Raw genomic sequence first — 22115 nt, forward strand, 5'->3', positions numbered from 1 at the left:
CTGGCTCAACGACGTCGCGCCGTAGCGGTAGCATCCGAGAAAAGCATGGCGTCGCCGATCGCTTGGGCCCGTTCGAATGAGCGGGGGCGGCTCTGGTCACGCTCAGCCTTTCGGCACGCGATAGAGATGCCGTGTGTCCACGTTGTACAGCGCCGAATCGGCGAAGGCGTCGGCGGTCAGAACCCGGCCAACCAGTATCAATGCAGTACGGCGAAACCCCTTCTCGCTGACCTTCGTCTCGATATCGGCCAGCGTGCCCATCACCCAATCCTGATCGGGCCAGCTGGCGCGGTGTACCACGGCAACTGGGCAGTCCGCGCCGTAATGGGGCAACAGTTCGGCCACGATGCGCGACAGATGTTGTACGCCAAGGTGAATCGCCATGGTCGCGCCGTGGCGGGCCAGGTCATGCAGCGCTTCGCCGGGCGGCATGTCCGACTTGGTGGCGTAGCGGGTCAGGATCAGCGTCTGGGAGACCTGCGGCAGGGTCAGCTCGACGTCCAGCAGCGCGGCGCATGCAGCCGTTGCGGTGACGCCCGGAACGATCTGGAAGGCGATGCCGAGCCGGCGCAGCTGGCGAATCTGCTCGCCTATGGCGCCATAGAGGGACGGGTCGCCCGAATGCACTCGCGCGACGTCCTGTCCCTTGGCATCGGCTTGCTGGATCAGCGTGATGATTTCGTCCAGATGCAGCTCGGCGGTATTGATCACTAACTCCGCGTTGTGACCTTCGAGCACGGCAGCCGGGACCAGCGAGCCGGCGTAGAGAATGACCGGACAAATGCGCACCAGACGCTGCCCTTTGACGGTGATCAGTTCGGGATCGCCAGGGCCGGCGCCGATGAAATAGACAGTCATGCAAACTCCAATCAGGGAAGGCGGGCGACAGCCAGCGCGCAGGTTGCATTGGCGGAACGCAGCTTGGCGCCGAGCAGTCGCGCTTTCTGGCCGGTGGCCCGCTCGGCCTGGGCAAGCGCACTGGCCTCGGCAACTCCGGCGCTGCCGGTGAGCTGTTTACTGAGCGATGAAGCGCCACTGAGCGCGCCATCATAAGGTGCGAGCTGCTCGGCTGACAGCCAAACCAGTGGCAATTGCAGGTGCTCGGCCAGTTCCAGCAGCCCCGTTTCGGCTGTTTTATGGGCGCTGCTTGCCAGGCAGTCGATTGCACTGAGCGCAAGGTCATGCTGCTGCAGCACGCGGTATAGAAGTTGTTCGAGCTCAACCCGGCTGCAACCTCGGCGGCATCCCAAGCCTGCGACATGCAGGGCTCGGCTTGGCTGCCGGGGATAGGAGCGCAGGGGGCTATCAGAGGACATGACGGCTGATGGATTCCGGGACCGCAAGCGCGCTCGCGGTCGGGTGAAAAGAGGTGCGCAAGAACATCACGTGCGTTTCCGAGCGTCAACCGGGCGATTGACCCGCCCCCGCCCTCTGCGTAGCCTTCACGCGTCGAGGTTCTCTGGCGCTGCCAGAGCTAAGAGGGAACACGGAAAAGCCGTGGCTGCCCCCGCAACTGTAAGCGATTTGACCCTTGGGTGTGTTTGTCATCAGGCACACCAGCCACTGCGCATGGCGCGGGAAGGCAAGGGATATTGGCTGACGCTTCATGCGTCGCCCGGTCGTGAGCCAGGAGACCTGCCTCGCTACATATTTTGCAACCGGGCGGGGTGCTCCGGTGGTGCTTGTTGGCGCGTGCCGCCATGTAAGTGTCCGCCTGCCTGCTCATCCATTTCCGATGCTCGCAGGGCTACGATGAAAACCCTCTCCAAACTCCCCGTTACCATCGTCACCGGCTTTCTCGGTGCCGGCAAAACCACCTTGCTGCGCCATATGTTGGCCAACGCCGAAGGGCGGCGCATCGCCGTGATCGTCAACGAGTTCGGCGAGCTGGGCATCGATGGCGAGATTCTCAAGCAGTGCTCCATAGGCTGCAGCGAAGAGGAGGCGAACGGTCGGGTCTTCGAGCTCGCCAACGGCTGCCTCTGCTGCACCGTTCAGGAAGAGTTCTTCCCGGTGATGCGCGAGCTGGTGGCGCGCCGTGGCGACCTTAACCATATCCTCATCGAAACCTCGGGCCTGGCGCTGCCCAAGCCGCTGGTACAGGCTTTCAACTGGCCGGAAATCCGTAACGCCTGCACGGTCGATGCGGTGATTACGGTAGTCGACAGCCCAGCGGTGGCGGCTGGCACCTTTGCCGCCTTTCCGGAGCAGGTCGATGCGCAGCGCAAGCTCGATCCCAATCTCGATCACGAATCGCCCTTGCATGAGCTGTTTGCCGATCAGCTGGCCAGCGCCGACCTGGTGATCCTCAACAAGGCCGACCTCTTGAGCCCCGACGCGCTTGCAGCGGTCCGGACCGAAGTGGCCGAGGAGCTTCCCGAAGCGGTCAAAATTATCGAAGCGCATGGCGGCGAGCTACCGTTGAACGTGCTGCTGGGGCTGGATTGCGAAACCGAGCTGCACATCGAAGGGCGCAAGACCCACCACGATCTCGAAGACCACGAAGAACATGACCACGATGTCTTCGATTCCTTTGCGGTCGAGCTACCGGAGGTGCCCGAAGACAAGCTTCTGCAGGCGTTGAAGGAGGCCGTGGTCAAGCATGGCATCCTGCGCGTCAAGGGCTTCGCTGCGATTCCCGGTAAGCCCATGCGCCTGCTGTTGCAGGGCGTTGGGCAGCGTTTCGACAAGCACTTCGACCGTCCCTGGCAGGCCGGTGAAGCACGCACCACCAGGCTGGTCATCATCGGTCAAGCACTCGACCAATCGGTGATCGACGCTGAACTGAACGCGGTCTTAGCGGGCTGATCGACTGTGCATCTGCTGCGAACCCAGCCGGGCCAGCAACTGCCGGCCGATAGCATCGCCGATCTGGGCCAGACCCCCGGCGAGCTGGTCGTGCTGTGCACCGGTGATTCGCACCTGTCATTGCTGGCCGAGGTGGCCGGGCAGTTGCCCGAAGACTATCCCAGCCTGCGGCTGGCGAGCCCTGCACAGCTGGGCAATAACGCCTCGATCGATTTCTACGTCGAGCAGGTGCTGCAGCATGCCAGGGTCATCCTGATTTCCGTTCACGGTGGCGTCAGTTACTGGCGCTACGGGGTCGAGCGACTGGTGGAGCTGGGCCAGCGCGGTGCGAAGATCATCATGGTGCCGGGCGATGACAGCCCTGATCCCGAACTGAGCGAGCTCGGCAACGTTCCGGCCGAGGATAGCCATCGGCTGTGGCAGTTTCTGCGCCAAGGTGGCGTCGACAACGCACGCCAGTTCTATCACTGCATCGCCAGTCGCTGGCTGGGCCGGGACTATGCCTGGCGGGAGCCCGAAGCACTGGCGCGTGTCGCGATCTATCACCCGCATCGTCCATCCGCGACGCTGGCTGACTGGCAGCGCGACTGGCAGACGGATGCGCCGGTGGTTGGGCTGATCTTCTATCGCACCCAGGTGCAGGCAGCGAATACTGGCTTTATCGATACATTTTGCGAGCGATTGACGGCTCAGGGGCTCAACCCGCTGCCTATCGCTGTGGCCAGCCTGAAGGAGGCGGCTTGCCTTGCGCAGGCCGAAGGCTGGCTGGAGCAGAGCGCCGCTGCGGTGATCATCAACACCACCGGTTTTGCCCAATCCAGTCCCGACGCGCCAAACCTGCGGCCTTTTCGCCTGGATGTCCCTGTGTTGCAGGCCATCTGCGCCCTGGACAACCACGAGCAGTGGCAGGTCAACGCGCAGGGATTGGGCTCGCGAGACCTGGCGATGCATATCGTCCTGCCCGAGCTGGACGGTCGTCTGATCACCCGACCCATCAGCTTCAAGGGCCTGGCCTGGCGCAGTGAGCGCAGCCAGAGCGACGTGATCTGCTACCAGCCGCATCTGCCGGGCATGGACCATGTGGCTGAATTGGCCTGGCGCTGGGCCCGGCTGGCGCGACGGCCGAATGGTGACAAGCGAGTCGCGCTAATCCTGGCCAACTACCCGACCCGTGATGGTCGCATTGGCAATGGGGTCGGGCTGGACACACCGGCCGCCGCGCTGAACATTCTCCGCGCTCTGCAAGCACAGGGGTATCCGGTGGCCGAGTTGCCTGACAGCGGCACCGAACTGATCCACCAGTTGCTCGGCGGCGTCACCAACGACCTCGACAATCTGGATCTGCGACCTTGCGCGCAGAGCATGGCGCTCGACGAGTACCGTACATTCTTCGAGCAATTGCCGGCTGCCAATCAGCAAGCAGTGCTCGATCGCTGGGGCAGCCCCGAGCTGGACCCAATGTATCGTGCCGGTCGGCTGATGATCGCCGGGCTGCGCTTCGGCTCGACCTTCGTGGGCATCCAACCGGCGCGCGGTTATCAGCTCGACGCGGCCGCGATGTACCACGACCCGGATCTGGTGCCACCGCACGGCTACCTCGCGTTCTACGCCTGGCTGCGCACGCGCTATGCCGCCGATGCGGTGATCCACGTCGGCAAGCACGGCAACCTGGAATGGCTGCCGGGCAAGAGCGTTGGGCTGTCCGAGGCGTGCTGGCCGGATGCAGTGCTCGGGCCACTGCCGAACATCTATCCGTTCATCGTCAACGACCCGGGTGAAGGCGCCCAGGCCAAGCGGCGCACCCAGGCGGTGATCATTGACCACCTGATGCCGCCGCTGACCCGCGCCGAAAGTTATGGCCCGCTGCGTGACATCGAGCGACTGGCCGACGAGTACTACGAAGCCAGCCAGCTGGACCTGCGACGTGCGGCCGAGTTGCGCAGCGAAATCCTGGTGCTGGTGCGTGAGGCCAATCTGGACCGCGAGCTGGGCCTGCAACTCAGTGACGACCCCAACAGCTGGCTGCCGCAGCTCGACGCCTATCTCTGCGACCTGAAAGAGTCGCAGATACGCGACGGCCTGCATGTGTTCGGCGAGTCGCCCTGCGGGCTATTGCGACGCGACACGCTGCTCGCGCTGCTGCGCATCCCCAGAGGCAACGGGACGGGGCCCAACGCCAGCCTGCTGCGTGCGCTGGCCGATGACCTGGGCCTGGATTTCGACCCGATCAACTGTGACATGGCTGCAACCTGGCAGGGGCCGCGGCCCGAGGTGCTGCAGCGTTGCGACACCAGCCTGTGGCGCACTCAAGGTGACACCCGCGAGCGGCTGGAGCTGCTTGCTTTGGAGTTGATCGAAACGGAGACGCCGGGCTACGGGCCTGCCAGCAGCGAAGTGATCAAGCAACTGCGTAGCCAGGTCGCGCCAATGCTGGACAGTTGCGGTGAGGAGGAGATAACGGGCTTGCTGGCCGCGCTGCAAGGCCGCTTCGTGCCGGCTGGCCCCAGTGGCGCGCCGAGCCGTGGTCGCCTCGATGTGCTGCCGACAGGCCGCAACTTTTTCACCGTCGACGTGCGCAACCTGCCCACGCCAACAGCGTGGCGCATCGGAGTGCAAGCCACCGAGCGCCTGCTCGAACGGCATATGCAGGACCATGGCGATTACCTCCGGCAGCTCGGTTTGTCCATGTGGGGCACTGCGACCATGCGCACCGGCGGCGATGACATCGCGCAGGCCATGGCATTGCTTGGTGTGCGCCCGGTCTGGCAGCCCGGAAGCGGTCGTCTGGAGCGCTTCGAAATCGTGTCGCTGGAAGAACTGGGTCGACCGCGGGTGGATGTGACGTTGCGGGTGTCCGGCTTCTTCCGCGATGCCTTTGCCAACCTGATCCGTGTATTCGACGAGGCGGTGCAGGCGGTGGCCGATCTCGATGAGCCGGAAGACATGAACCCGCTGTCGGCGCGGGTCTGGCGTGAATCCCTTAAGCTTGAGGACGGCGGGCTCGACGAGGTCGAGGCGCGGCGCCAGGCCGGTTGGCGAGTGTTCGGCTCGATGCCCGGTGCCTACGGCGCAGGCGTGCAGAACGTCATCGACGACCGCCGCTGGCAGAGCCGCGAGGACCTGGCTGAGGTGTATCTGAACTGGGGCGGCTATGCCTACGGGAAGGATGACGAAGGCGTGCCGGCACGGGCGCGTTTCGCCGAACGGCTGCAGCAGGTCCAGGCGGTGCTGCAGAACCAGGACAATCGCGAGCACGACATTCTCGATTCCAACGACTACTACCAGTTCCAGGGCGGCATGCTGGCCGCTGCCGAAACCCTGCGCAGCGGCTCGGTGACGAGCTACCACGGCGACAACAGCCAGCCGGACAACCCGCGAATTCGCAGCCTAAAAGAAGAGTTGGGGCGCGTGGTGCGTTCGCGTGCGGCCAACCCCAAGTGGATCGCCGGCATGAAGCGCCACGGCTACAAGGGCGCCTTCGAATTGGCGGCCACGGTGGATTACCTATTCGCTTTCGACGCCACCACCGAGCTGATCGATGATCACCAGTACGCGATGCTGGCCGATGCCTACGTGCTGGACAGCGACACCCGTGAGTTCATCCAGCAGCACAACCCCGAGGCCCTGCGGGACATCCTCGAACGCCTGCTGGAAGCTCAGCAGCGCGGACTGTGGGAAGAGCCCGGCGACTATCAGGAAGCGCTGGAAAACCTGCTGATCGACAGCGAGGAATCATGAGCGAGCGCCTTTCCTCCGTCCCACCCTACGTACCGCTTTCTGCCCCTACGGATGCCTGCCATGCCCGATAGCCATTTCCCCCTTGCTGCCATCGTAGGCGCCGATGATCTGAAATTGGCCCTGTGTCTGGCCGCGATCGATCCGGCGATTGGTGGCGTGCTGATCGAAGGCCCTCGCGGCATGGCCAAGTCGACCCTGGCGCGGGGGTTGGCGGACCTGCTGCCCAGCGGTCAATTCGTCACCCTGCCAATGGGCGCCAGCGAAGAGCGCATCGTCGGCTCGCTGGATCTCGATGCAGCCCTTGGCGAGGGACGCGCCAGGTTTGCCCCGGGCTTGCTGGCCAAGGCCGATGGCGGCGTGCTCTATGTCGACGAGGTCAATCTGCTGCCGGATCACCTGGTTGACCTGTTGCTCGATGCGGCGGCCAGCGGGGTCAACCATGTGGAGCGGGACGGTGTATCCCATCGCCACACGTCGCGCTTCGTGCTGATAGGCACCATGAACAGCGAGGAGGGCGAGCTGCGTCCGCAGCTGCTCGACCGCTTCGGCTTCAATGTTGCGCTGGATGCGCGGCCACAGCCTGAACAGCGAGCGGACATCATGCGGCGCCGGCTGGACTTCGATTCCGATCCGCAGCGTTTTCTGGCCACCTGGTCGGAAGAGCAGGGGGCGTTGCGAGCGCGTTGTCAGCAAGCGCGGGCGAGGCTAGGCGATATTCCGCTGGACGAGGCGGCGCTGCAGCAGATCAGCCATCGCTGCTTTGACGCGCAGGTAGATGGACTGCGAGCGGACCTGGTCTGGCTGCGCGCCAGCCGCGCCCATGCCGCATGGCGTGGTTCGGCACGCATCGAAGCCGAGGACATCAATGCGGTGGCCGCGTTTGTCCTGCGTCACCGGCAGCAGCAGGCGACACCACCTTCAACGCCACCGCAGCAGTCACCGCAGCCTCAACCCAAGGAAGACACTGGTGCTGCTCAGAATAACCAGGGGGCGGGTGACTGGGGTCAGCTGCCGGCCCAGGTCCAGCCTGTGGGCCCTCGGCGTGAACCGCCTCGCTGGTCAAAAAAGCCCTGAGCATCCGCCCACGCAGCGCCTCCGGCGCGGATGCACGAGCAGCACCGGGCAGCCTGAACGGTGGTCGGCAGGGCGCCAGTCGCAGTGGTGCGGCTGGGCGGGTCGACTGGGCAGCGACCTTCATGCTCAACGGCCGGCCGAATCGCCGCGATGACCTTGTACTGAGGCCTCGAAGTTGGCGGGCAAGCGAGGTGTGGCTGGTGATCATGGATGCCTCGGGCTCGACCCGGCGCCACGGTGCGCTGAGCAAGGCGAAAGGGCTGCTTGGGGAAGTGTTCGAGCAGGCGCGGCGGCAACGCGTGCGTCTGGCCCTGTTGCAGGCCAACGGAGCGCATGCCGATTGGGTCTGGCCAGGGCAAAAGGTTTCAGCCGCACAGCAGCAATGGCTGGCTGATCTCGGTGCCGGCGGCGGTACGCCTCTGCTCGATGCCCTGCAGCAGGCCGCCGACTGGCAAACGCGCCGCCAACGCCTGAAGCCTGCGGAGCAGCACCGACTGCTGATCCTCACCGATGGCCGCCTGCGTGACTTGGACGCGCTGAACCCGAGCCGTTGTCCAGCCGTGCTGGTGGACATCGAGAGCGCGCCGATCCGCCTGGGTCGCGCACGGCAACTGGCCGACCAGTTGGGCGCGGAGTATCGACACATCGATACGTTCGCGATTCTGAATGACAAGCTTTGAACGACACACTTTCAACGACAAATTCTGAGCGCAATGGAGCCCTACGCCATGAAAACCCTGTTGATCATCGGCATTGGTGCAGGCGATCCCGATTTCCTGACGGTGCAGGCGATCAAGGCACTGAACCGCGTCGACGTGTTTTTCCTGATGGACAAGGGCGCCTCGAAGGATTCGCTCATCCACCTGCGCAAACACATCTGCGAGCGTTTCATCGAAAAGCCGGGGTATCGATTCATCGAAGCCGAATGCCCCGAGCGCGTGCGCGGTGTTGCCGACTACCGCGCCAGCGTCGTCGACCTCAATCAGGACAAACAGCGCGTGTTCGAACAGATGATTCACCATGAGCTGGCCGATGGTGAGGTGGGCGGCTTTCTGGTCTGGGGCGACCCGGCGCTGTATGACAGCACGCTGCGAATCGTCGAGGACATCGTGCAAGCCAGCCCGGAACCGATCAGCTATGAAGTGATTCCCGGCATCACCAGCCTGCAGGCGCTGGCGGCCAGGCATAAGGTCTGCTTCAACAGCATCGGCCAGGCCTTTCAGGTCACTCCGGCACGGCGCCTGGCCGAGGGTTTCCCCGCCGGGCTGGACAGCGTGCTGGTGATGCTCGATGCGCAGGACACCTGGATGCGTTTCGCCGATCAGCCCATGGATATCTACTGGGGCGCATACGTCGGCACCCCGGATGAAGTGCTGATCGCGGGAAAAATCGGGGAGGTGGCAGAGCAGATCCGCCAGACCCGCGCCGAACTGCGGGAGCGGCATGGCTGGATCATGGACAGCTATCTGTTGCGTCGCCGCAGCGCTGACGAGCTTTGATCGTCAGCGCCGGGCGGGCCTGGATCAGGCGGTGGCGAGGGTTTTGACAGTGGTGAAGCGGCTGATCAGCGGCTTGTCCGCATAGCGCTTGAGCGTGCGCACGACCAGGCAGGTGAACAGCGGCTCGAGCAGCACCAGCGGCAGGTAGGACACGGCGAACATCGCCCAATTCTGCAGCGGCGTGGGCTCGTTACCCAGCGACAGCCAGAAGCCCACCATCAGCACCACGCCGCCGTAGAAGGCTGCGTCGAACTTGACCACTTCGGCCCAGCGAATCACGCGCCCGCCCTGGGCGAAGAAATGCCGGCCGAGCAGGCCATGGGCCGCAATCAGCGGCAGGATCAGCGACAGCGAGTTGACCGCCAGATGCACCAGGTCGGTCGGCTCGAACAGCAGCCCTTGCAGCAGCAGGCCAATGGCGAAGCCGAACAGGGTCGGCACGAAGCCGAAGATCACGTACACCGCCGACGCCCCCACGAAGTGCAGCTCCGAGGCGCCAACCGGCATGTGGAAGACCTCCATGAATATGGAGAAGAACAGCGCGGCGAGCAGGGTCTTGATCCAGATGTCCGGCCGCCACATCAGCTTGGGCAGGAACACGGCCAGTGTGGAAACGGCAGCAGCGTTGGCAAACAGGATTTTCGCGGCGTTGAGTACGCCAGGTTCGATATGCATCGTTCTCCCTCCGAGGGATGCGGGTTGAAAGGCGCCGGGATCGGCACGCTGATGGCAGGTCTCCTGGCTCACGGGTCAATGTGCACCTGCGTCTTCCCAGCCGGTCAGGCCAGTGACTTCATTGCAGGCGGACTCGCCGTTCACAGTTGCGGGGGCAGCGCAGGAATAGCCCGTGGGCGTACCTGCTTCCCTCTTGCCTCTGCCTTTGGGGCAGAACCATCAAGCGCCGCTAGGGTAATGGGTTTGCCTGCATTGAGCACGTCTAAAACGAGGTTTGTCATTCAATCGGCGGGGTAGCTTCTAGGCGTGTAGACCCAGTCGCTTCCGTCCGGCTTGGCGAACCGGCAGGTCTGCGACGAGCCGATGATGACCAGGGTGCGCATGTCCACCTGTTCTGGAGTCAGTTCACCAAGCGTGGTGATTGTCAGGGCTTCGGCTGGCCGCCCGATGTCGCGCCCGAGCACCACCAGTGTTTCCGGGGCGCGCTGCTGGCGGAGAATTTCCAGCGCCCGGCCGAGCTGCCAGGGCCGCGCCTTGGAGATGGGGTTGTAGAAGGCCATGACCAGATCGGCGGCTGCCGCGTGCTCCAGGCGTTTCTCGATCAGCGCCCAGGGCTTGAGGTTGTCCGAGAGCGAGAGCATGCAGAAGTCGTGACCCAGCGGCGCGCCAGCTTTGGCGGCGGTGGCCAGGGCCGCCGAGACGCCTGGCAGGATTTGCAGATCGACCGCATGCCAGCGCGGATCGCTGGAGGCGTGCAGCGCTTCAAGAACGGCCGCAGCCATGGCGAACACGCCGGGGTCACCGGATGAGATCACCACCACGCGCCGCCCGTTGGCGGCCAGCTCGAAGGCGTGGGCTGCGCGCTGCAGCTCCTCGCGGTTGTCGCTGCCATGGCTGGTCTGGCCTGGTTTCAGCGGGCCGGCCATCCTGATGTAAGTTTCATACCCGAGCAGGTCCTGCGCCTCGTCCAGTGCCTGTCGCGCCGCAGGCACCATGTACTCGGGTGCGCCTGGGCCGAGGCCGATCACCGTCAGGGAGCCGCGCGGCTGACCGATGCGCGTGACATCGATGGGTTCGTCTGCCTGTAACAGGCGTGCTCGCTGGCTGCGGCTATGCTGCGGTGGCAGCTGCGAGATGTCACTGCTGTAACGGATCGGCAACGCCAGTTGGCTTGCGACCTGTTGCAGCGCGACGTCTGTCATCAGCTCGGGCGGAGCGATAAGGCAGGCGAGACTGCGCAAGGAAAAACCGGACCCATCAATGAGTCGCTGAATCTCGGCACCTAGATCCGGGCCAATCTCTTCGACGTGGATCGCGGTCTGTTGGGGATGAATACTCAGCGTGGAGACGTCCTCCTGCTTCAGCGGGCTGACCGCAACCCGGTGCGTCGCATTCGGGTCGAGCGGCAGGCTGAGTTCGTCCAGCCAGGGCGCCGGACCTTCGACTCGCACCGGCGCACCGGCCAGCAGGTCGCTGACAAAACGCTTGCCCTGTTCCAGATCGCCCAGCACATAACCGGGAGGCGGGGACAGCAGGCAGGCGCCGAAGCGCAGCTCGCCGCTGGTGGTGATGGCCGGGCTGACGTCCAGCACAGCGGCGATCTCCCGTGCCATCCGGTTGACTCCTGCCAGGCCGCCAAGCAGCGGCACCACGGCGCTGCCATCTTCACCAACCACCAGTACCGGGGGCTCGTTGTCCTTGTCGCCCAGTACCGGGGCGAGACTCCGTATCACAATGCCCGCAGCGCACAGCGCGATGATCGGTGTGTTGGCTCGATACAGCTCGCGCAGGTGTTCGCCGAAGTTTTCGTACAGCGTATCGGCTTCATCAGCACGCCCGCGCAAGCCGTGAATGCGCCCCTCAGGGTAGAGGCGCTGTACCCGTCTGGCGGTTTCAAGGGCTGAGGCGCCGAGTACGACGATGGCGGGTGCGGTGGTAGCGGGGCCGGGCATAGTGCATCCGTAAATCAGGGAAAACGGGTGAATGGATGAGGTTTTAGCCGCGCCACTTCTCACCAGGGACGAGAATCATCGAGAAATAGGGGGACGACATCGGCTCGACCTCATCCAGCGGAACGATCTTCTGGTTGGCCATGGTGGCGCGTTCGACGTAGTGCGCGCGTTTCTCGAGTCCCAGCTCCTGAAGAACGCGACGCACCTTTTCGAAGTTGCGCCCGAGCTTCATGATCACGGCCGCCTCGGCATCGCGCAGCCTTTGCTTGAGTTCCGCCTCCGGCAGCACGCCGGACAGCACCGACAGGCTCTGGTTGCGATAGACCAGCGGCGTGCCGAGCACCGAGGTGCAGCCGAGCATGGAGCAGACGCCGGGCACGACCTCGACCGGATAGTCCGCCGCCAGGCGGTCGTGTAGGTACATGTAGGAGCCGTAGAAGAACGGATCGCCCTCGCAGATCACCGCCACGTCGCGCCCGGCATCGAGCTCGGCGGCAATCTGCACGGCGCAGGTGTCGTAGAAGTCGGCGATGACATCCTCGTAGGAGAGCGGTGGCGCGAGCTTCTCGGTGGTGACCGGATAGACCAGCGGCATGCGCTGCTGTTGGTCGGTCAGGTGCTGCTCGATGATGCCGAAGGCGTTGCCGCCCTGGCCCTTGCTGGCTTTTGCCTTGGCCACGAAATAACCGACCACTTCCGCGCTCTGCAGCAGGCGCAAGGCTTTCAGCGTGATGAGTTCCGGATCGCCCGGGCCAACACCCAGCCCGATCAGCCGTCCTTTGCTTTCCATCATTCCACCTCCGTGGCAAGGGCGTTGACCGCTGCCACCGCCATCGCACTGCCGCCGCGCCGGCCGCGCACCACCACGTAGGGGACGCCACGGCTGTTCGCCGCCAGCGCATCTTTGGATTCCGCCGCGCCGATGAAACCGACCGGCATCCCGATGATCAGCGCCGGCTTCGGTGCGCCGGCATCGAGCATTTCCAGGAGATAGAAGAGCGCGGTCGGCGCATTGCCGATCACCACCACGCTGCCTTCCAGATGCTCGCGCCAATGCTCCAGCGCAGCGGCGGAGCGCGTGTTGCCGAGCGTTTTGGCGAGGTCCGGCACGTCGTCGTCGTGCAGTGTGCAGATGACCCGGTTGTCCTTTGGCAGGCGTGGCCGGGTGATGCCTTCGGCCACCATGCGTGCGTCGCAGAGGATCGGCGCGCCGGCCTGTAGCGCGGCGCGGCCTGCTGCACCAGCGCCCGCAGAAAAGGCGAGATCGCTGACGATGTCGACCATGCCGCAGGCGTGGATCACCCGGACGGCGAGCTTTTCCATGTCCGGCGGAATCGCGCTGAGGTCGGCTTCGGCGCGAATGGTAGCGAAGGAGCGCCGGTAGATTTCCTGGCCGTCGCGGATGTAATCAAGCATGGGTGCGTCCCGTTGCGTGGTGCTGGGCGAACCATGCGCCCGCTTGGTCGATGGTCATGGGTGGCGCCAGTGGTTGGCCGAAACCGGCCTCGCCCGTGCGCTCGAACAGCTGGTATCGGTTGTCGCCCACGGCAAGCAGCGTGAACGGCGCGACATGCGCGGCCGCGCAAGATCGCGAGCAGCCGCTGAGGTGCACCTGCGGGCGGGCGTCGGTTCGCTGCAGGCGGGCCGCCAATGTCAGGGCATCGCCTTTAGTATCGGCCAGCCCGCGCGCGCAGCCGGCAGAACCGGTGCAGGCGATCAGATTGGCCAGGGGCGCGTTGCCGTCAGTGAGCAGCCCGGCCTGCCCAAGGCCTGCGAGCACGGGCTCGGCCTCGTCAGCCGACACATTCGGGATCAGCAGGCCCTGCCAGGGCGTGAGTCGCAGGCTGCCGTCGCCATGCAGCTCGGCCAGTTCGGCGGCGGCAAGGAGCTGGCGGGTATCGATTCGCCCAAGCGGGGCGCTGGCGGCCACCATCGAAAGCCCTTCCTGGCGTTGGGCGATGATGCCAATCGGCGGGTTGGCCGCCAAGGTTCGCCGTTGCCAGTCGTCTGGCACGGGTAACAAGGCAAACGGCATGCGCGCCTGCACCTGTCGCAACAGCCTGTCGGTCGGGACTGATTCGAGCAGCTGACGCATGCGGCGCTGCTCCGGTTCGGCACACTCCAGAAACGTAAGCAGGATCGCCTCGACCAAGGGTACGGCGTCCGCTGCGGCGACCATGCCGAGTGGTTTAGCGGTCGGACAGCCTGCTATCCCGAACACCAGCTGCTGCGGCTCGCCGGGGAGGGCACGCAGCCAGAGGTCGTGGGCATGTCCGAGCATGCACAGCGCTTCGCCGCCATCGAGCTGAATGGCGAACTTGGCAGAGAGTACGTGCAGCGCGGGATTGTCCTGCAACAGTGCCAGGATCTCTGCAGCCAGCGGCCGGGTATCCATGTGCTGTTGAGGGTCCAGGCCGGCCGCAGGGCTGAGCATGAGGTTGCGTACATCGTCGGCGTCGGGCACAGATGGCCCTAGTCCTGCGACCAGCAGCGCGCGGATCAGGTCTTGCTCCGATCCGGCACCTATGCCGCGTATCTGCAGATTGCTGCGGTTGGTCAGCTCCAGCACGCCGCTGGCATGGTGCTCGGCCGCTTCAGTAATGGATCGGGCCTGGCCGCAGGAGAGCACGCCACCGGGCAGCTTGATACGGCAGATGCCACCGTCCAGTGCCTGCACAATGCGCAGCAAGCCAGGGCACGGGCTGGGCCGTGGAACGGGCAGTTCAGTCATGGGAAGCAAGTTCGCGCACGGTGTCACCTGAAACGAAAAGACGCGGCGACCAGACCGGCAGAGTTCGATGAACTCCATTGGCATCGGTACACCCCGCCCGATGATGGCACTCGCGACCAGCGTCGTCGGCAGGTCTCCTGGCTGACAGGTCTTCATCGTCCGCGGCCTTCCCGGTTTCCCAGTGGCATCTTTGCGGCGATTCGCTGTTTACAGTTGCGGGGGCAGCTCGGTAACGATCTGGAGATCGCTCCGTATTCCCTCTTAGGCCCTTGGCGTAGTCGCGGCGGGCACCGACGAAGGCGCTATTATGCCCGCTTTGCCCGTCGCGGCGACAGCCAAGCCTGTCGGCCGACGAAGGTTTGGCATTGTGATGGAGAGGCGAGATGACGCCCTGGTTGACGGTGGTGGGTATCGGCGAAGACGGCTGGGCCGGGCTTGGCGAAGCGGCGCGGCAGGCGCTTGGAGAAGCGTCACGCATCATCGGCAGCGAGCGACAGCTGGCGTTGCTGCTCGATCAGCTGCAGAGCCGGGGAGAGGCCTGGCCGAGCCCGTTCAGTCTGCAACCCGTCATGTCACGCCGGGGTACGCCGCTGTGCGTGTTGGCGAGCGGCGATCCGATGTTCTACGGCATCGGCGCCACCTTGGCGAGGCAGCTGAATCCCGAAGAAATGCGTGTCTTCTCGGCACCGTCGTCCGTGTCGTTGGCGGCCGCACGCCTTGGCTGGCCGTTGCAGGAGGTCGAGGTCGTGTCCCTGGTCGCCAGACCGCTCGCGGCATTGAACTCCAGGATATTTCGCGGCACGCGCCTGTTGATCCTCAGCAATGACGGAACCAGCCCCGCTCAGGTGGCGCAGTTGCTGACGAGTCGTGGTTTTGGCGCGAGCCGTTTGACCGCCTTGGAGCACCTGGGCGGCGAAAGGGAGCGCCGGGTGGATTCACTCGCCGCAGAGTGGTCATTCGGTGCCATTGCCGATTTGAATCTGCTGGCCGTCGAATGCATCGCTGATTCGGATGTCGCGTGCGTGCCGCTGACGCCGGGCCTGGCCGACCACTTCTACCGGCACGATGGCCAGCTGACCAAACGGGATGTGCGGGCGGTGACCCTGGCCCGTCTTGCGCCGATGCCTGGCGAATTGCTCTGGGACGTGGGCGCGGGCTGCGGCTCCATCGGCATCGAATGGATGCGGGCGCATCCAAGCTGCCGGGCCATCGCGGTAGAGGCGGATGCGGGGCGTCAGGCGCTTATCGAACACAACCGCGACGCGCTGGGTGTTCCTGCGTTGAAGTTGGTGGCCGGCCGCGCGCCGGAGGCACTGGCAGGCCTTCCCGCGCCGGATGCGATCTTCATTGGCGGCGGCGTCACGGTTGCGGGCGTGATGGAGCAGTGCTGGGCCAGCCTGAAGCCAGGCGGGCGCTTGCTGGCCAACGCCGTGACCCTCCAGAGCGAGGCGATGCTGATGAGCTGGCGCGAGCGCATCGGCGGCGAGTTGACCCGGCTATCGGTTGCGCACGCTCAGCCCCTCGGCGGTTTCGACACATGGCGCGGTGCCTTGCCGATCACGCTGCTTCAGGTCGAGAAACCGCGATGAAGCGCGTCCTGCTGCTTGGCGGCACGGGCGATGCCCTGCGACTCGCTCGCGGCCTCGGCCCGGCGCACGTCTACAGTCTGGCCGGGCTGGGCCGCGTCCCCGGCGACCTGGAATGCCAGGTTCGCGTCGGTGGATTTGGCGGTGCGCAAGGTCTGGCTGCGTTCATTACGGCTGAACGCATCGATTTGGTGGTTGACGCCACGCACCCCTACGCGGCGCAGATCAGCTCAAACGCAGTCATCGCCGCGGAGCAGACGGGTATCCCCTGCTGGGCGTTGCGACGGCCTGCCTGGCAAGCCAGCAGCGGAGATGATTGGCACGAAGTAGCGGACTGGGCTGAGCTGGTGTCGGCCATCGGCGCTTTCCAGCGGCCGTTTTTCACCCTTGGGCGCGAGCCGCTGGCGCATCTGCACGAGATTCCCGAACACCAACACTGGACAGTGCGCTGCCTGGATGCCCAGGCGCCAACGGATCGCGCCGAGATTATCGGTGACCGCGGCCCGTTCGACCTTGAAAGCGAACGACAGCTGTTCGAACGGTTGCACTGCGATGTGCTCGTCACCAAGAACAGCGGTGGCAATTTTACCGAGCCAAAACTGCAAGTAGCCCGCGAGCGTGGCTTGCCAGTGCTGCTATTGCGCCGCCCGATGCTGCCGGCGGCAAACCGGGAATTCGTTCATCGAGATGAGCTGCTTTCAGCGCTGACAACCATCGGCGTCGTGACCGGTATGTGATCGCTCGTCTTCTGTCGTCGCTGCTAGACTGCGCGCCGCTGAGGAGAGAGCCAATGACCACCGCTGTTTCACCCTACGCCCGGGTTCTGTTCGCCGGGCCCGACTTGTCCGAAGGCTCGTTCGCCGAAGTGTTCAGAGCACGTCTGGCCGCGCTGCGCGGTGAGCAAGCGTTGCAGGACGTGATCGATACGGGCTCTGGCTACGGCCCGCTTTGGCAGATCGTTCGTGAAAGCGGTCGGCCGCTGCTGGTGATCGATCTCGAGCCGCAAGCCAGCAGTGCCCATCTGGACTGGTTGCGCAGCGAGCTCATGCAGCTCGAAGGCGCTGATCGCATCTTCGTGGCCAGTGCGATCGGAACCGCCGAGACGTTACCCGTGGAAGCGGCCTGCGCCTTGGTCGACCGGACGGAACTGCACCTGGCCTGCACTGATGTCGCGCCACTTCCGGCCGTGCATGCCTGGTCCAAGATCCCGCTGCATGAACATCGCGTGCTGCTGTGCAATGGCCCTCGCTGTACGCGCCGTGGTGCCCTGCCGCTCTGGAAAGGGCTGCGGGAAAAGCTCAAAGCGGCCGGCAAGCTTGAATGTGAGGGCGGTGTGCACATCACCCGCACCCAGTGCCAGTTCCCCTGCGATCAGGGCCCGACGCTGAGTGTTTATCCGGCCGGCAACTGGTACCGGGTGCGCAAGGAGGCGGATGTCACGCGGCTGGTGGACGAGCTGTTCGTCGCCGGTCGCGACGTGCCTGAACTGCTGATGCCGGATCAGTAGCCAGGCGAGGCGTCTCGCCCGCAGGTGGTCGACGCTCGAACGCCCTCGGCCAGCAGGTTGCTCATCAGCTGAGGCTTCGCTGGCAGGCAGGTGCACCCCGGTCGAGAGGTACTCGCCTCGCTAGGCTACTCGCCGGGCAGGCTGAGATCCTCACCTGCGGCGACCATGTCGGCGTACGCACGATCCAGGTCATCAAGGATCTTCTGATGGTTTTCAAGCCGGCGCGACGCGATGAAGCGGATCGGAACCTCGTGCAAGTTGAGGTAAGGCAATGGCTCCATGCCAAGCTGCTGCAGGGCTTGGTTGACCGGAATCTGGTAGTCGAGCAAGTAGTCGGCGCGGCGATGCTGAAGCATTTCGAGGGCCGAAGCGTGGCTGCTGGCGCGATGCAGGCGAATGTTCAGCTGCGGATCGAGCAGCATCTGGTTCACGGCTGGCCAGTAGTTGTACCCGTTGATGACGATGACGCCGCGCTTGCGAAGGCTTTCGGGTATTGCCGGCGACGGGGTGTCGGGCCGGTGGTAGAGGTTGAGGCTGATATGCGCAAGTGTTTCGCGGCCTTCGAGCGTATCGGCCAAGAGTTCCGGCTTTCCCGGCGCACCGGGCCAGAGGTCGACCGTGCCGTTTTGCAAAGCCGCGTACAAACGAGCACTGGGTGATCCACGAAATGTTGCCTGGTAGCCGGCACGTGCAAGTACGCGCTGAGTGATGTCGACCAGAGGGCCATGTGCGCGGCCTTGCGGGTCGCTGTAGATCGCCGGTGGGAAATCGTAGAAGCCAACGGTCAGGACCTGTGGTGTGTCGACCTTAGACGCGGCTAAGCAGGGTGCGGCCAGAACCGCAGCGAGCATTGTCCAAACTGAACGCTTCAAGGTAATTCACTGCCCCTTGTGGTTTTCACATATCCAGCATGGCCGCCCGGTGCCGAGCTGTCCATTTGCGGCGTTTGGTCGGCGGGCCCTGCCCATGCATAGGCTATCGGCCGAGCCCGGTTTTAGGACAGCCTGTCGATGCTGAAACTCAGCGGCCCGTGTGGCTTTGAGCACTTGCGGGGCGGCTCAGTTTGGGAAGGCGTGCTAGATGTATCGCAAGGTATTCACCAACAAGGTGCTTGACCGGAGGGGTGGTGATTATCGGGACTGTGTCGGTATCGGTCGCGCCCTGGCCGAGCGAATGCCCCAGACGGGCGCGGGTTGCCTCGAACCTCGCCTGGTGAGCTTAAGTGGCTGTCGCGTCGCCGTATAAACGCTGCATCAACTCGATGTCCCAGTAGGCTGCTTCGATCTTGTGGCCATCCAGATCACGAACGAAACACCCGTAGTAGGGCTCGCCATACGCTTTACGCGGTCCCGGGGCGCCTTCGTCGGTAGCGCCGGAGCCCAGCGCCGCGTGGTGAAAGGCGTCGACGGATGCCTTGTCTGGCGCGAAGAAACCAACGTGCGTGCCGTTGCCGACGGTGGCCGACTGGCCGTCGATTGGCGCCTGCAGCCAGAACTCGGGGTATTCACGGCCCCAGGCTATCGCACCCGGGTGGGCCATGATGCGCTTGCAACCGAGGGTGGCAAGCACCTCATCATAGAAGGCTGCGGCTTCGTCGAAGCGATTGCTGCCCAGTGAAACGTGGGAAATGATGCTTGGGTTCTGATCGGTCATGAGAAAGGCCTCCGCACAGGGTGGAGACCTAGCCTAGACCCGGCTGCCGCAGTTTGCTGCCGCGCGCTTCAGTTTTGGTCGTCGCGTGCGATGGCCGGCGGGCTGCAAAGCATGAAGCAGCGAAACAGCACGACGGTCGCGAGCAGCTGCACCATGCCGACTGCGCTGTCGACCACCACGCCCAGCGCGCCGCGGGCGGTGTCCTCGGCCCACAGGTGCTGCGCAAGCCAGGCTTCGAGCAGCCACAGCGGCAGGAGCACGGCGAGAATACAGCCGAGCACCAGCAGGAAATGCCCCCTCGTCTGTAGAAAGCTTGCCTTCAGCGCCGCCAGCGGTGTCATGCCGCGCAACACCAACAGGTATTCGGCGAAGGCGATCTTGACCATGACCCAAAGTCCCGGCAGCACGAACAGCGAGGCGCCAAGCATGATCAGCAAGGTGCCGAGGGCCGCCAGCACGGCCAGCGACGGCCATAGTGGCAGTGTCCGTGCCCAGACTTGCCGGACCTGCGGGGAATAACCGCGGCTGCGCGCGTCGAGGAACAGAATCAGCGCGCCAATGTAGAACGGGTAGAAGATCAAACCGATCAGCACGCTTTGCAGGGGCAGGGCGTCCGAGCCGAACAGGTGCTCGACGGCAACAGTCGTGAAGCTTTCCAGTAGGATCAGTGGCAGGCAGAGGCGGACGATCGAACTCAGGTTGTGAGAGTAGAAGAACCAGGCGTCGCGCACTATCGAGAATACGTTCATTTGAAAGTTTATCGTCGTGAAAACAGGCGCGCACTTTAGCCCAAGGGACCGGGCGGCGACATGTGTGCCAATGCCGTCCATACTGACCCGCCAATCCGAAGCAGGCCCCCCGTGAAAAAAATTGCCCTGTTCGCTGACGTGCAGAATCTGTATTACACGGTGCGCCAGGCCCACGGCTGCCATTTCAATTACGCCGCATTGTGGGCGCAGGTCAGCGAGCGCGGCGATATCGTCGAGGCGTATGCCTACGCTATCGATCGCGGCGATGCCAAGCAGCAACAGTTTCAGCAGATCCTGCGCAACCTTGGTTTCACGGTAAAGCTCAAGCCCTTCATCCAGCGCAGCGATGGCTCGGCCAAAGGCGACTGGGATGTCGGCATCACCATCGACGTGCTGGATGCTGCGGGGCGGGTCGATGAGGTGGTATTGGCATCCGGCGATGGCGACTTCGATCTGCTGCTCGAACGTGTCCGGGCTGGCGGGGCGGAGGCTACGGCCTACGGCGCGCCGGGCCTGACGGCCAACTCGCTGATTCGCGCCGCTACGCGCTATGTGCCGATCGAAGGCGGTCTGCTGTTACGTTAGAGCGCATGTACAGGGCCGACTGAATTGCGCCAGCTGGCCCTTGCCGGGCCGCAATGGCTGCGATTCGAAAGGCCTTTACGGGTAAACTGCGCGCCTTGTTTTCCGTTCTCCGGTATCTGTCATGACGTTCGCCTCACTCGGCCTGATCGATCAGCTGCTGCGCACCCTCGAATCGCTCGATTACACCGAGCCGACGCCGGTACAGGCCAAGGCCATTCCGGCCGTGCTCAAGGGGCGCGACCTTATGGCTGCGGCGCAGACCGGCACTGGCAAGACCGCTGGCTTCGCTTTGCCGTTGCTGCAACGCCTGTTGCACGAAGGACCGCAGGTCGCGAGCAATTCCGTCCGGGCGCTGGTGCTGGTCCCCACTCGTGAGCTGGCAGAGCAAGTGCACGAAAGCTTCAAATCCTACGGTCAGGACCTGCCGCTGCGCACCTATGCGGTCTATGGCGGCGTCAGCATCAACCCGCAGATGATGGCCCTGCGCAGGGGCGTCGATGTGCTGGTGGCGACGCCCGGTCGTTTGCTCGACCTGTATCGACAGAATGCGGTCCAGTTCAGCCAGGTTCAGGCACTGGTGCTGGATGAGGCGGACCGCATGCTCGATCTCGGTTTTTCGGAAGAGCTGGACGCGCTGTTCAGCGCGCTACCGAAAAAGCGGCAAACCCTGCTGTTTTCCGCAACGTTTTCCGACGTGATTCGGCAGATGGCGCAGAAGCTGCTGCGCGATCCGTTGTCCATCGAAGTCAGCCCGCGCAACGCTGCGGCCAAGACGGTCAAGCAGTGGCTGGTGCCGGTGGACAAGAAACGCAAGTCCGAGCTGTTCCTGCACCTGCTGGCGGAAAGACGCTGGGGCCAGGTCCTGGTCTTCGTCAAAACGCGCAAGGGTGTCGACCAGCTGGTGGACGAGTTGCAGGCCCAAGGTATTTCCAGCGATGCGATCCACGGCGACAAACCCCAGGCTTCGCGGTTGCGCGCGCTGGAGCGTTTCAAAGCGGGTGAGGTGCGAGTGCTGGCGGCGACCGATGTGGCCGCACGAGGGCTGGATATCCATGATCTGCCGCAGGTGGTGAATTTCGACCTGCCAATCGTCGCAGAGGACTACGTGCACCGCATCGGCCGGACTGGCCGCGCAGGCGCTAGCGGGGAAGCCGTCTCGCTGGTCGCAGCGGATGAAGTCGACCAGCTCGCCGCGATCGAAACCCTGATTGGTCAGGTGCTGCCGCGCCACGATGAGCCGGGTTTCGTTCCGGACCATCGCGTGCCGACGACACAGCCCGGCGGCCAGATCGTCAAGAAGCCGAAAAAGCCCAAGAAACCGAAGGTGGCGACAGGTAAAGGCCGCGTTCATCTGGGCAACTGGTTTGACGAAAGCGAGAAGCCCAACGCCAAGCCGGTCCGCAAGGTGCCCAGCCTGGGCGGAACGAAGCCGCCCAAAAAACGCTGACCGGTCAATGCGCTGGCGCGCCTGTGCCAAATTCTGGCGTGGTGTAACGGTCACAACGCCCACTGTCATATCGGCAGCGTCTGGCAGCTGGTTGGGGGCAGCCTTGAGATT

Annotated in this window: 20 protein-coding genes and 3 riboswitches; of the genes, 10 read left to right on the forward strand and 10 right to left on the reverse strand. The window is 64.3% G+C overall.

All coding sequences use genetic code 11. The features are described 5' to 3' along the window. Window positions 1-102: 102 nt before the first annotated feature. Window positions 103-858, reverse strand: a complete 756-nt coding sequence (gene cobM, locus JQR87_RS03180) for a precorrin-4 C(11)-methyltransferase (protein WP_407292657.1) — start codon at window positions 856-858, stop codon at window positions 103-105. Window positions 859-869: 11 nt separating this feature from the next. Continuing rightward, the gene (locus JQR87_RS03185) at window positions 870-1316 is read right to left on the reverse strand and encodes a cobalamin biosynthesis protein (RefSeq protein ID WP_407292655.1); all 447 of its coding nucleotides are present in this window, start codon (window positions 1314-1316) and stop codon (window positions 870-872) included. A 119-nt stretch (window positions 1317-1435) separates the two neighbouring features. Continuing rightward, window positions 1436-1657: riboswitch (cobalamin riboswitch) on the forward strand. A gap of 95 nt (window positions 1658-1752) precedes the next feature. Between JQR87_RS03185 and cobW the strand changes: the two genes are divergently transcribed. From cobW to cobF, 5 genes are read left to right on the forward strand one after another with little or no spacing between them, the layout of a single operon-like run. Further along, the gene (cobW, locus tag JQR87_RS03190) at window positions 1753-2808 is read left to right on the forward strand and encodes a cobalamin biosynthesis protein CobW (protein WP_407292653.1); all 1056 of its coding nucleotides are present in this window, start codon (window positions 1753-1755) and stop codon (window positions 2806-2808) included. Window positions 2809-2814: 6 nt separating this feature from the next. Further along, window positions 2815-6546, forward strand: coding sequence for a cobaltochelatase subunit CobN (gene cobN, locus JQR87_RS03195; protein ID WP_407292651.1), 3732 nt, complete (start codon window positions 2815-2817; stop codon window positions 6544-6546). 60 nt (window positions 6547-6606) lie between these two features. Continuing rightward, window positions 6607-7620 carry an ATP-binding protein gene (locus JQR87_RS03200; protein WP_407292649.1) on the forward strand — a complete coding sequence of 338 codons (1014 nt, stop codon included), beginning with the start codon at window positions 6607-6609 and terminating at the stop codon, window positions 7618-7620. Then, complete coding sequence (locus JQR87_RS03205) at window positions 7602-8300, forward strand: vWA domain-containing protein (RefSeq protein WP_407297839.1); 699 nt, start codon at window positions 7602-7604, stop codon at window positions 8298-8300. Before JQR87_RS03200 ends, JQR87_RS03205 begins: the two co-directional genes overlap by 19 nt. Before the next feature lie 48 nt (window positions 8301-8348). Continuing rightward, window positions 8349-9119, forward strand: a complete 771-nt coding sequence (gene cobF / locus JQR87_RS03210; RefSeq protein WP_407292647.1) for a precorrin-6A synthase (deacetylating) — start codon at window positions 8349-8351, stop codon at window positions 9117-9119. 24 nt (window positions 9120-9143) lie between these two features. On the opposite strand, the gene JQR87_RS03215 is transcribed toward cobF, so the two are convergent. From JQR87_RS03215 to cobG, 5 genes are all read right to left on the reverse strand, one after another. Further along, complete coding sequence (locus JQR87_RS03215) at window positions 9144-9866, reverse strand: energy-coupling factor ABC transporter permease (protein ID WP_407292645.1); 723 nt, start codon at window positions 9864-9866, stop codon at window positions 9144-9146. After that, window positions 9831-10029, reverse strand: a riboswitch (cobalamin riboswitch). It overlaps the preceding gene by 36 nt. A 46-nt stretch (window positions 10030-10075) precedes the next feature. Next, window positions 10076-11746, reverse strand: a complete 1671-nt coding sequence (cobJ, locus tag JQR87_RS03220) for a precorrin-3B C(17)-methyltransferase (RefSeq protein ID WP_407292643.1) — start codon at window positions 11744-11746, stop codon at window positions 10076-10078. A 43-nt stretch (window positions 11747-11789) separates the two neighbouring features. Continuing rightward, window positions 11790-12539: a precorrin-2 C(20)-methyltransferase gene (locus JQR87_RS03225; RefSeq protein ID WP_407292641.1), complete on the reverse strand. Its 750-nt coding sequence runs from the start codon at window positions 12537-12539 to the stop codon at window positions 11790-11792. Next, window positions 12536-13162 (reverse strand): precorrin-8X methylmutase, encoded by a 627-nt coding sequence (locus tag JQR87_RS03230; protein ID WP_407292640.1) that lies wholly within the window; start codon window positions 13160-13162, stop codon window positions 12536-12538. The genes JQR87_RS03225 and JQR87_RS03230 overlap by 4 nt, the downstream gene beginning before the upstream one ends. Then, the gene (cobG, locus tag JQR87_RS03235; protein WP_407292638.1) at window positions 13155-14477 is read right to left on the reverse strand and encodes a precorrin-3B synthase; all 1323 of its coding nucleotides are present in this window, start codon (window positions 14475-14477) and stop codon (window positions 13155-13157) included. Before cobG ends, JQR87_RS03230 begins: the two co-directional genes overlap by 8 nt. A 110-nt stretch (window positions 14478-14587) precedes the next feature. After that, window positions 14588-14787, reverse strand: a riboswitch (cobalamin riboswitch). A gap of 73 nt (window positions 14788-14860) precedes the next feature. On the opposite strand from cobG, the gene cbiE reads away from it, so the two are divergent. Genes cbiE through JQR87_RS03250 form a run of 3 tightly spaced genes read left to right on the forward strand, consistent with a single transcriptional unit; the run spans window position 14861 to window position 17570 of the window. Continuing rightward, on the forward strand, window positions 14861-16066 hold the full coding sequence (gene cbiE / locus JQR87_RS03240; RefSeq protein ID WP_407292637.1) for a precorrin-6y C5,15-methyltransferase (decarboxylating) subunit CbiE: 1206 nt from the start codon (window positions 14861-14863) through the stop codon (window positions 16064-16066). Next, window positions 16063-16800: a cobalt-precorrin-6A reductase gene (locus tag JQR87_RS03245; protein WP_407292635.1), complete on the forward strand. Its 738-nt coding sequence runs from the start codon at window positions 16063-16065 to the stop codon at window positions 16798-16800. The genes cbiE and JQR87_RS03245 overlap by 4 nt, the downstream gene beginning before the upstream one ends. A gap of 53 nt (window positions 16801-16853) precedes the next feature. Next, entirely contained in the window at window positions 16854-17570 is a 717-nt protein-coding gene (locus JQR87_RS03250) for a (2Fe-2S) ferredoxin domain-containing protein (RefSeq protein WP_407292634.1), read from the forward strand. A 125-nt stretch (window positions 17571-17695) separates the two neighbouring features. On the opposite strand, the gene JQR87_RS03255 is transcribed toward JQR87_RS03250, so the two are convergent. From JQR87_RS03255 to JQR87_RS03265, 3 genes are all read right to left on the reverse strand, one after another. Next, window positions 17696-18442: a substrate-binding periplasmic protein gene (locus JQR87_RS03255; protein ID WP_407292632.1), complete on the reverse strand. Its 747-nt coding sequence runs from the start codon at window positions 18440-18442 to the stop codon at window positions 17696-17698. A gap of 346 nt (window positions 18443-18788) precedes the next feature. Continuing rightward, on the reverse strand, window positions 18789-19223 hold the full coding sequence (locus tag JQR87_RS03260) for a VOC family protein (protein ID WP_407292630.1): 435 nt from the start codon (window positions 19221-19223) through the stop codon (window positions 18789-18791). 68 nt (window positions 19224-19291) lie between these two features. Continuing rightward, the gene (locus JQR87_RS03265) at window positions 19292-19972 is read right to left on the reverse strand and encodes a YciC family protein (protein WP_407292628.1); all 681 of its coding nucleotides are present in this window, start codon (window positions 19970-19972) and stop codon (window positions 19292-19294) included. Window positions 19973-20083: 111 nt separating this feature from the next. On the opposite strand from JQR87_RS03265, the gene JQR87_RS03270 reads away from it, so the two are divergent. Both JQR87_RS03270 and JQR87_RS03275 read left to right on the forward strand, forming a co-directional pair. Continuing rightward, a complete protein-coding gene (locus JQR87_RS03270) occupies window positions 20084-20557 on the forward strand; it encodes an NYN domain-containing protein (protein WP_407292626.1) in 474 nt (157 codons plus the stop codon). Window positions 20558-20678: 121 nt separating this feature from the next. Beyond that, window positions 20679-22004 (forward strand): DEAD/DEAH box helicase, encoded by a 1326-nt coding sequence (locus JQR87_RS03275; RefSeq protein ID WP_407292625.1) that lies wholly within the window; start codon window positions 20679-20681, stop codon window positions 22002-22004. Window positions 22005-22115 lie beyond the last annotated feature (111 nt).

The organism is Stutzerimonas stutzeri (assembly GCF_051028275.1).
GTDB lineage: Bacteria > Pseudomonadota > Gammaproteobacteria > Pseudomonadales > Pseudomonadaceae > Stutzerimonas > Stutzerimonas stutzeri_AS.

Coding starts and splice junctions, on each gene's coding strand:
- cobM (WP_407292657.1), bottom strand. CDS start 858: ATGACTGTCTATTTCATCGGCGCCGGCCCTGGCGATCCCGAACTGATC.
- JQR87_RS03185 (WP_407292655.1), bottom strand. CDS start 1,316: ATGTCCTCTGATAGCCCCCTGCGCTCCTATCCCCGGCAGCCAAGCCGA.
- cobW (WP_407292653.1), top strand. CDS start 1,753: ATGAAAACCCTCTCCAAACTCCCCGTTACCATCGTCACCGGCTTTCTC.
- JQR87_RS03200 (WP_407292649.1), top strand. CDS start 6,607: ATGCCCGATAGCCATTTCCCCCTTGCTGCCATCGTAGGCGCCGATGAT.
- cobF (WP_407292647.1), top strand. CDS start 8,349: ATGAAAACCCTGTTGATCATCGGCATTGGTGCAGGCGATCCCGATTTC.
- cobJ (WP_407292643.1), bottom strand. CDS start 11,746: ATGCCCGGCCCCGCTACCACCGCACCCGCCATCGTCGTACTCGGCGCC.
- JQR87_RS03225 (WP_407292641.1), bottom strand. CDS start 12,539: ATGATGGAAAGCAAAGGACGGCTGATCGGGCTGGGTGTTGGCCCGGGC.
- JQR87_RS03230 (WP_407292640.1), bottom strand. CDS start 13,162: ATGCTTGATTACATCCGCGACGGCCAGGAAATCTACCGGCGCTCCTTC.
- cobG (WP_407292638.1), bottom strand. CDS start 14,477: ATGACTGAACTGCCCGTTCCACGGCCCAGCCCGTGCCCTGGCTTGCTG.
- cbiE (WP_407292637.1), top strand. CDS start 14,861: ATGACGCCCTGGTTGACGGTGGTGGGTATCGGCGAAGACGGCTGGGCC.
- JQR87_RS03245 (WP_407292635.1), top strand. CDS start 16,063: ATGAAGCGCGTCCTGCTGCTTGGCGGCACGGGCGATGCCCTGCGACTC.
- JQR87_RS03250 (WP_407292634.1), top strand. CDS start 16,854: ATGACCACCGCTGTTTCACCCTACGCCCGGGTTCTGTTCGCCGGGCCC.
- JQR87_RS03260 (WP_407292630.1), bottom strand. CDS start 19,223: ATGACCGATCAGAACCCAAGCATCATTTCCCACGTTTCACTGGGCAGC.
- JQR87_RS03265 (WP_407292628.1), bottom strand. CDS start 19,972: ATGAACGTATTCTCGATAGTGCGCGACGCCTGGTTCTTCTACTCTCAC.
- JQR87_RS03275 (WP_407292625.1), top strand. CDS start 20,679: ATGACGTTCGCCTCACTCGGCCTGATCGATCAGCTGCTGCGCACCCTC.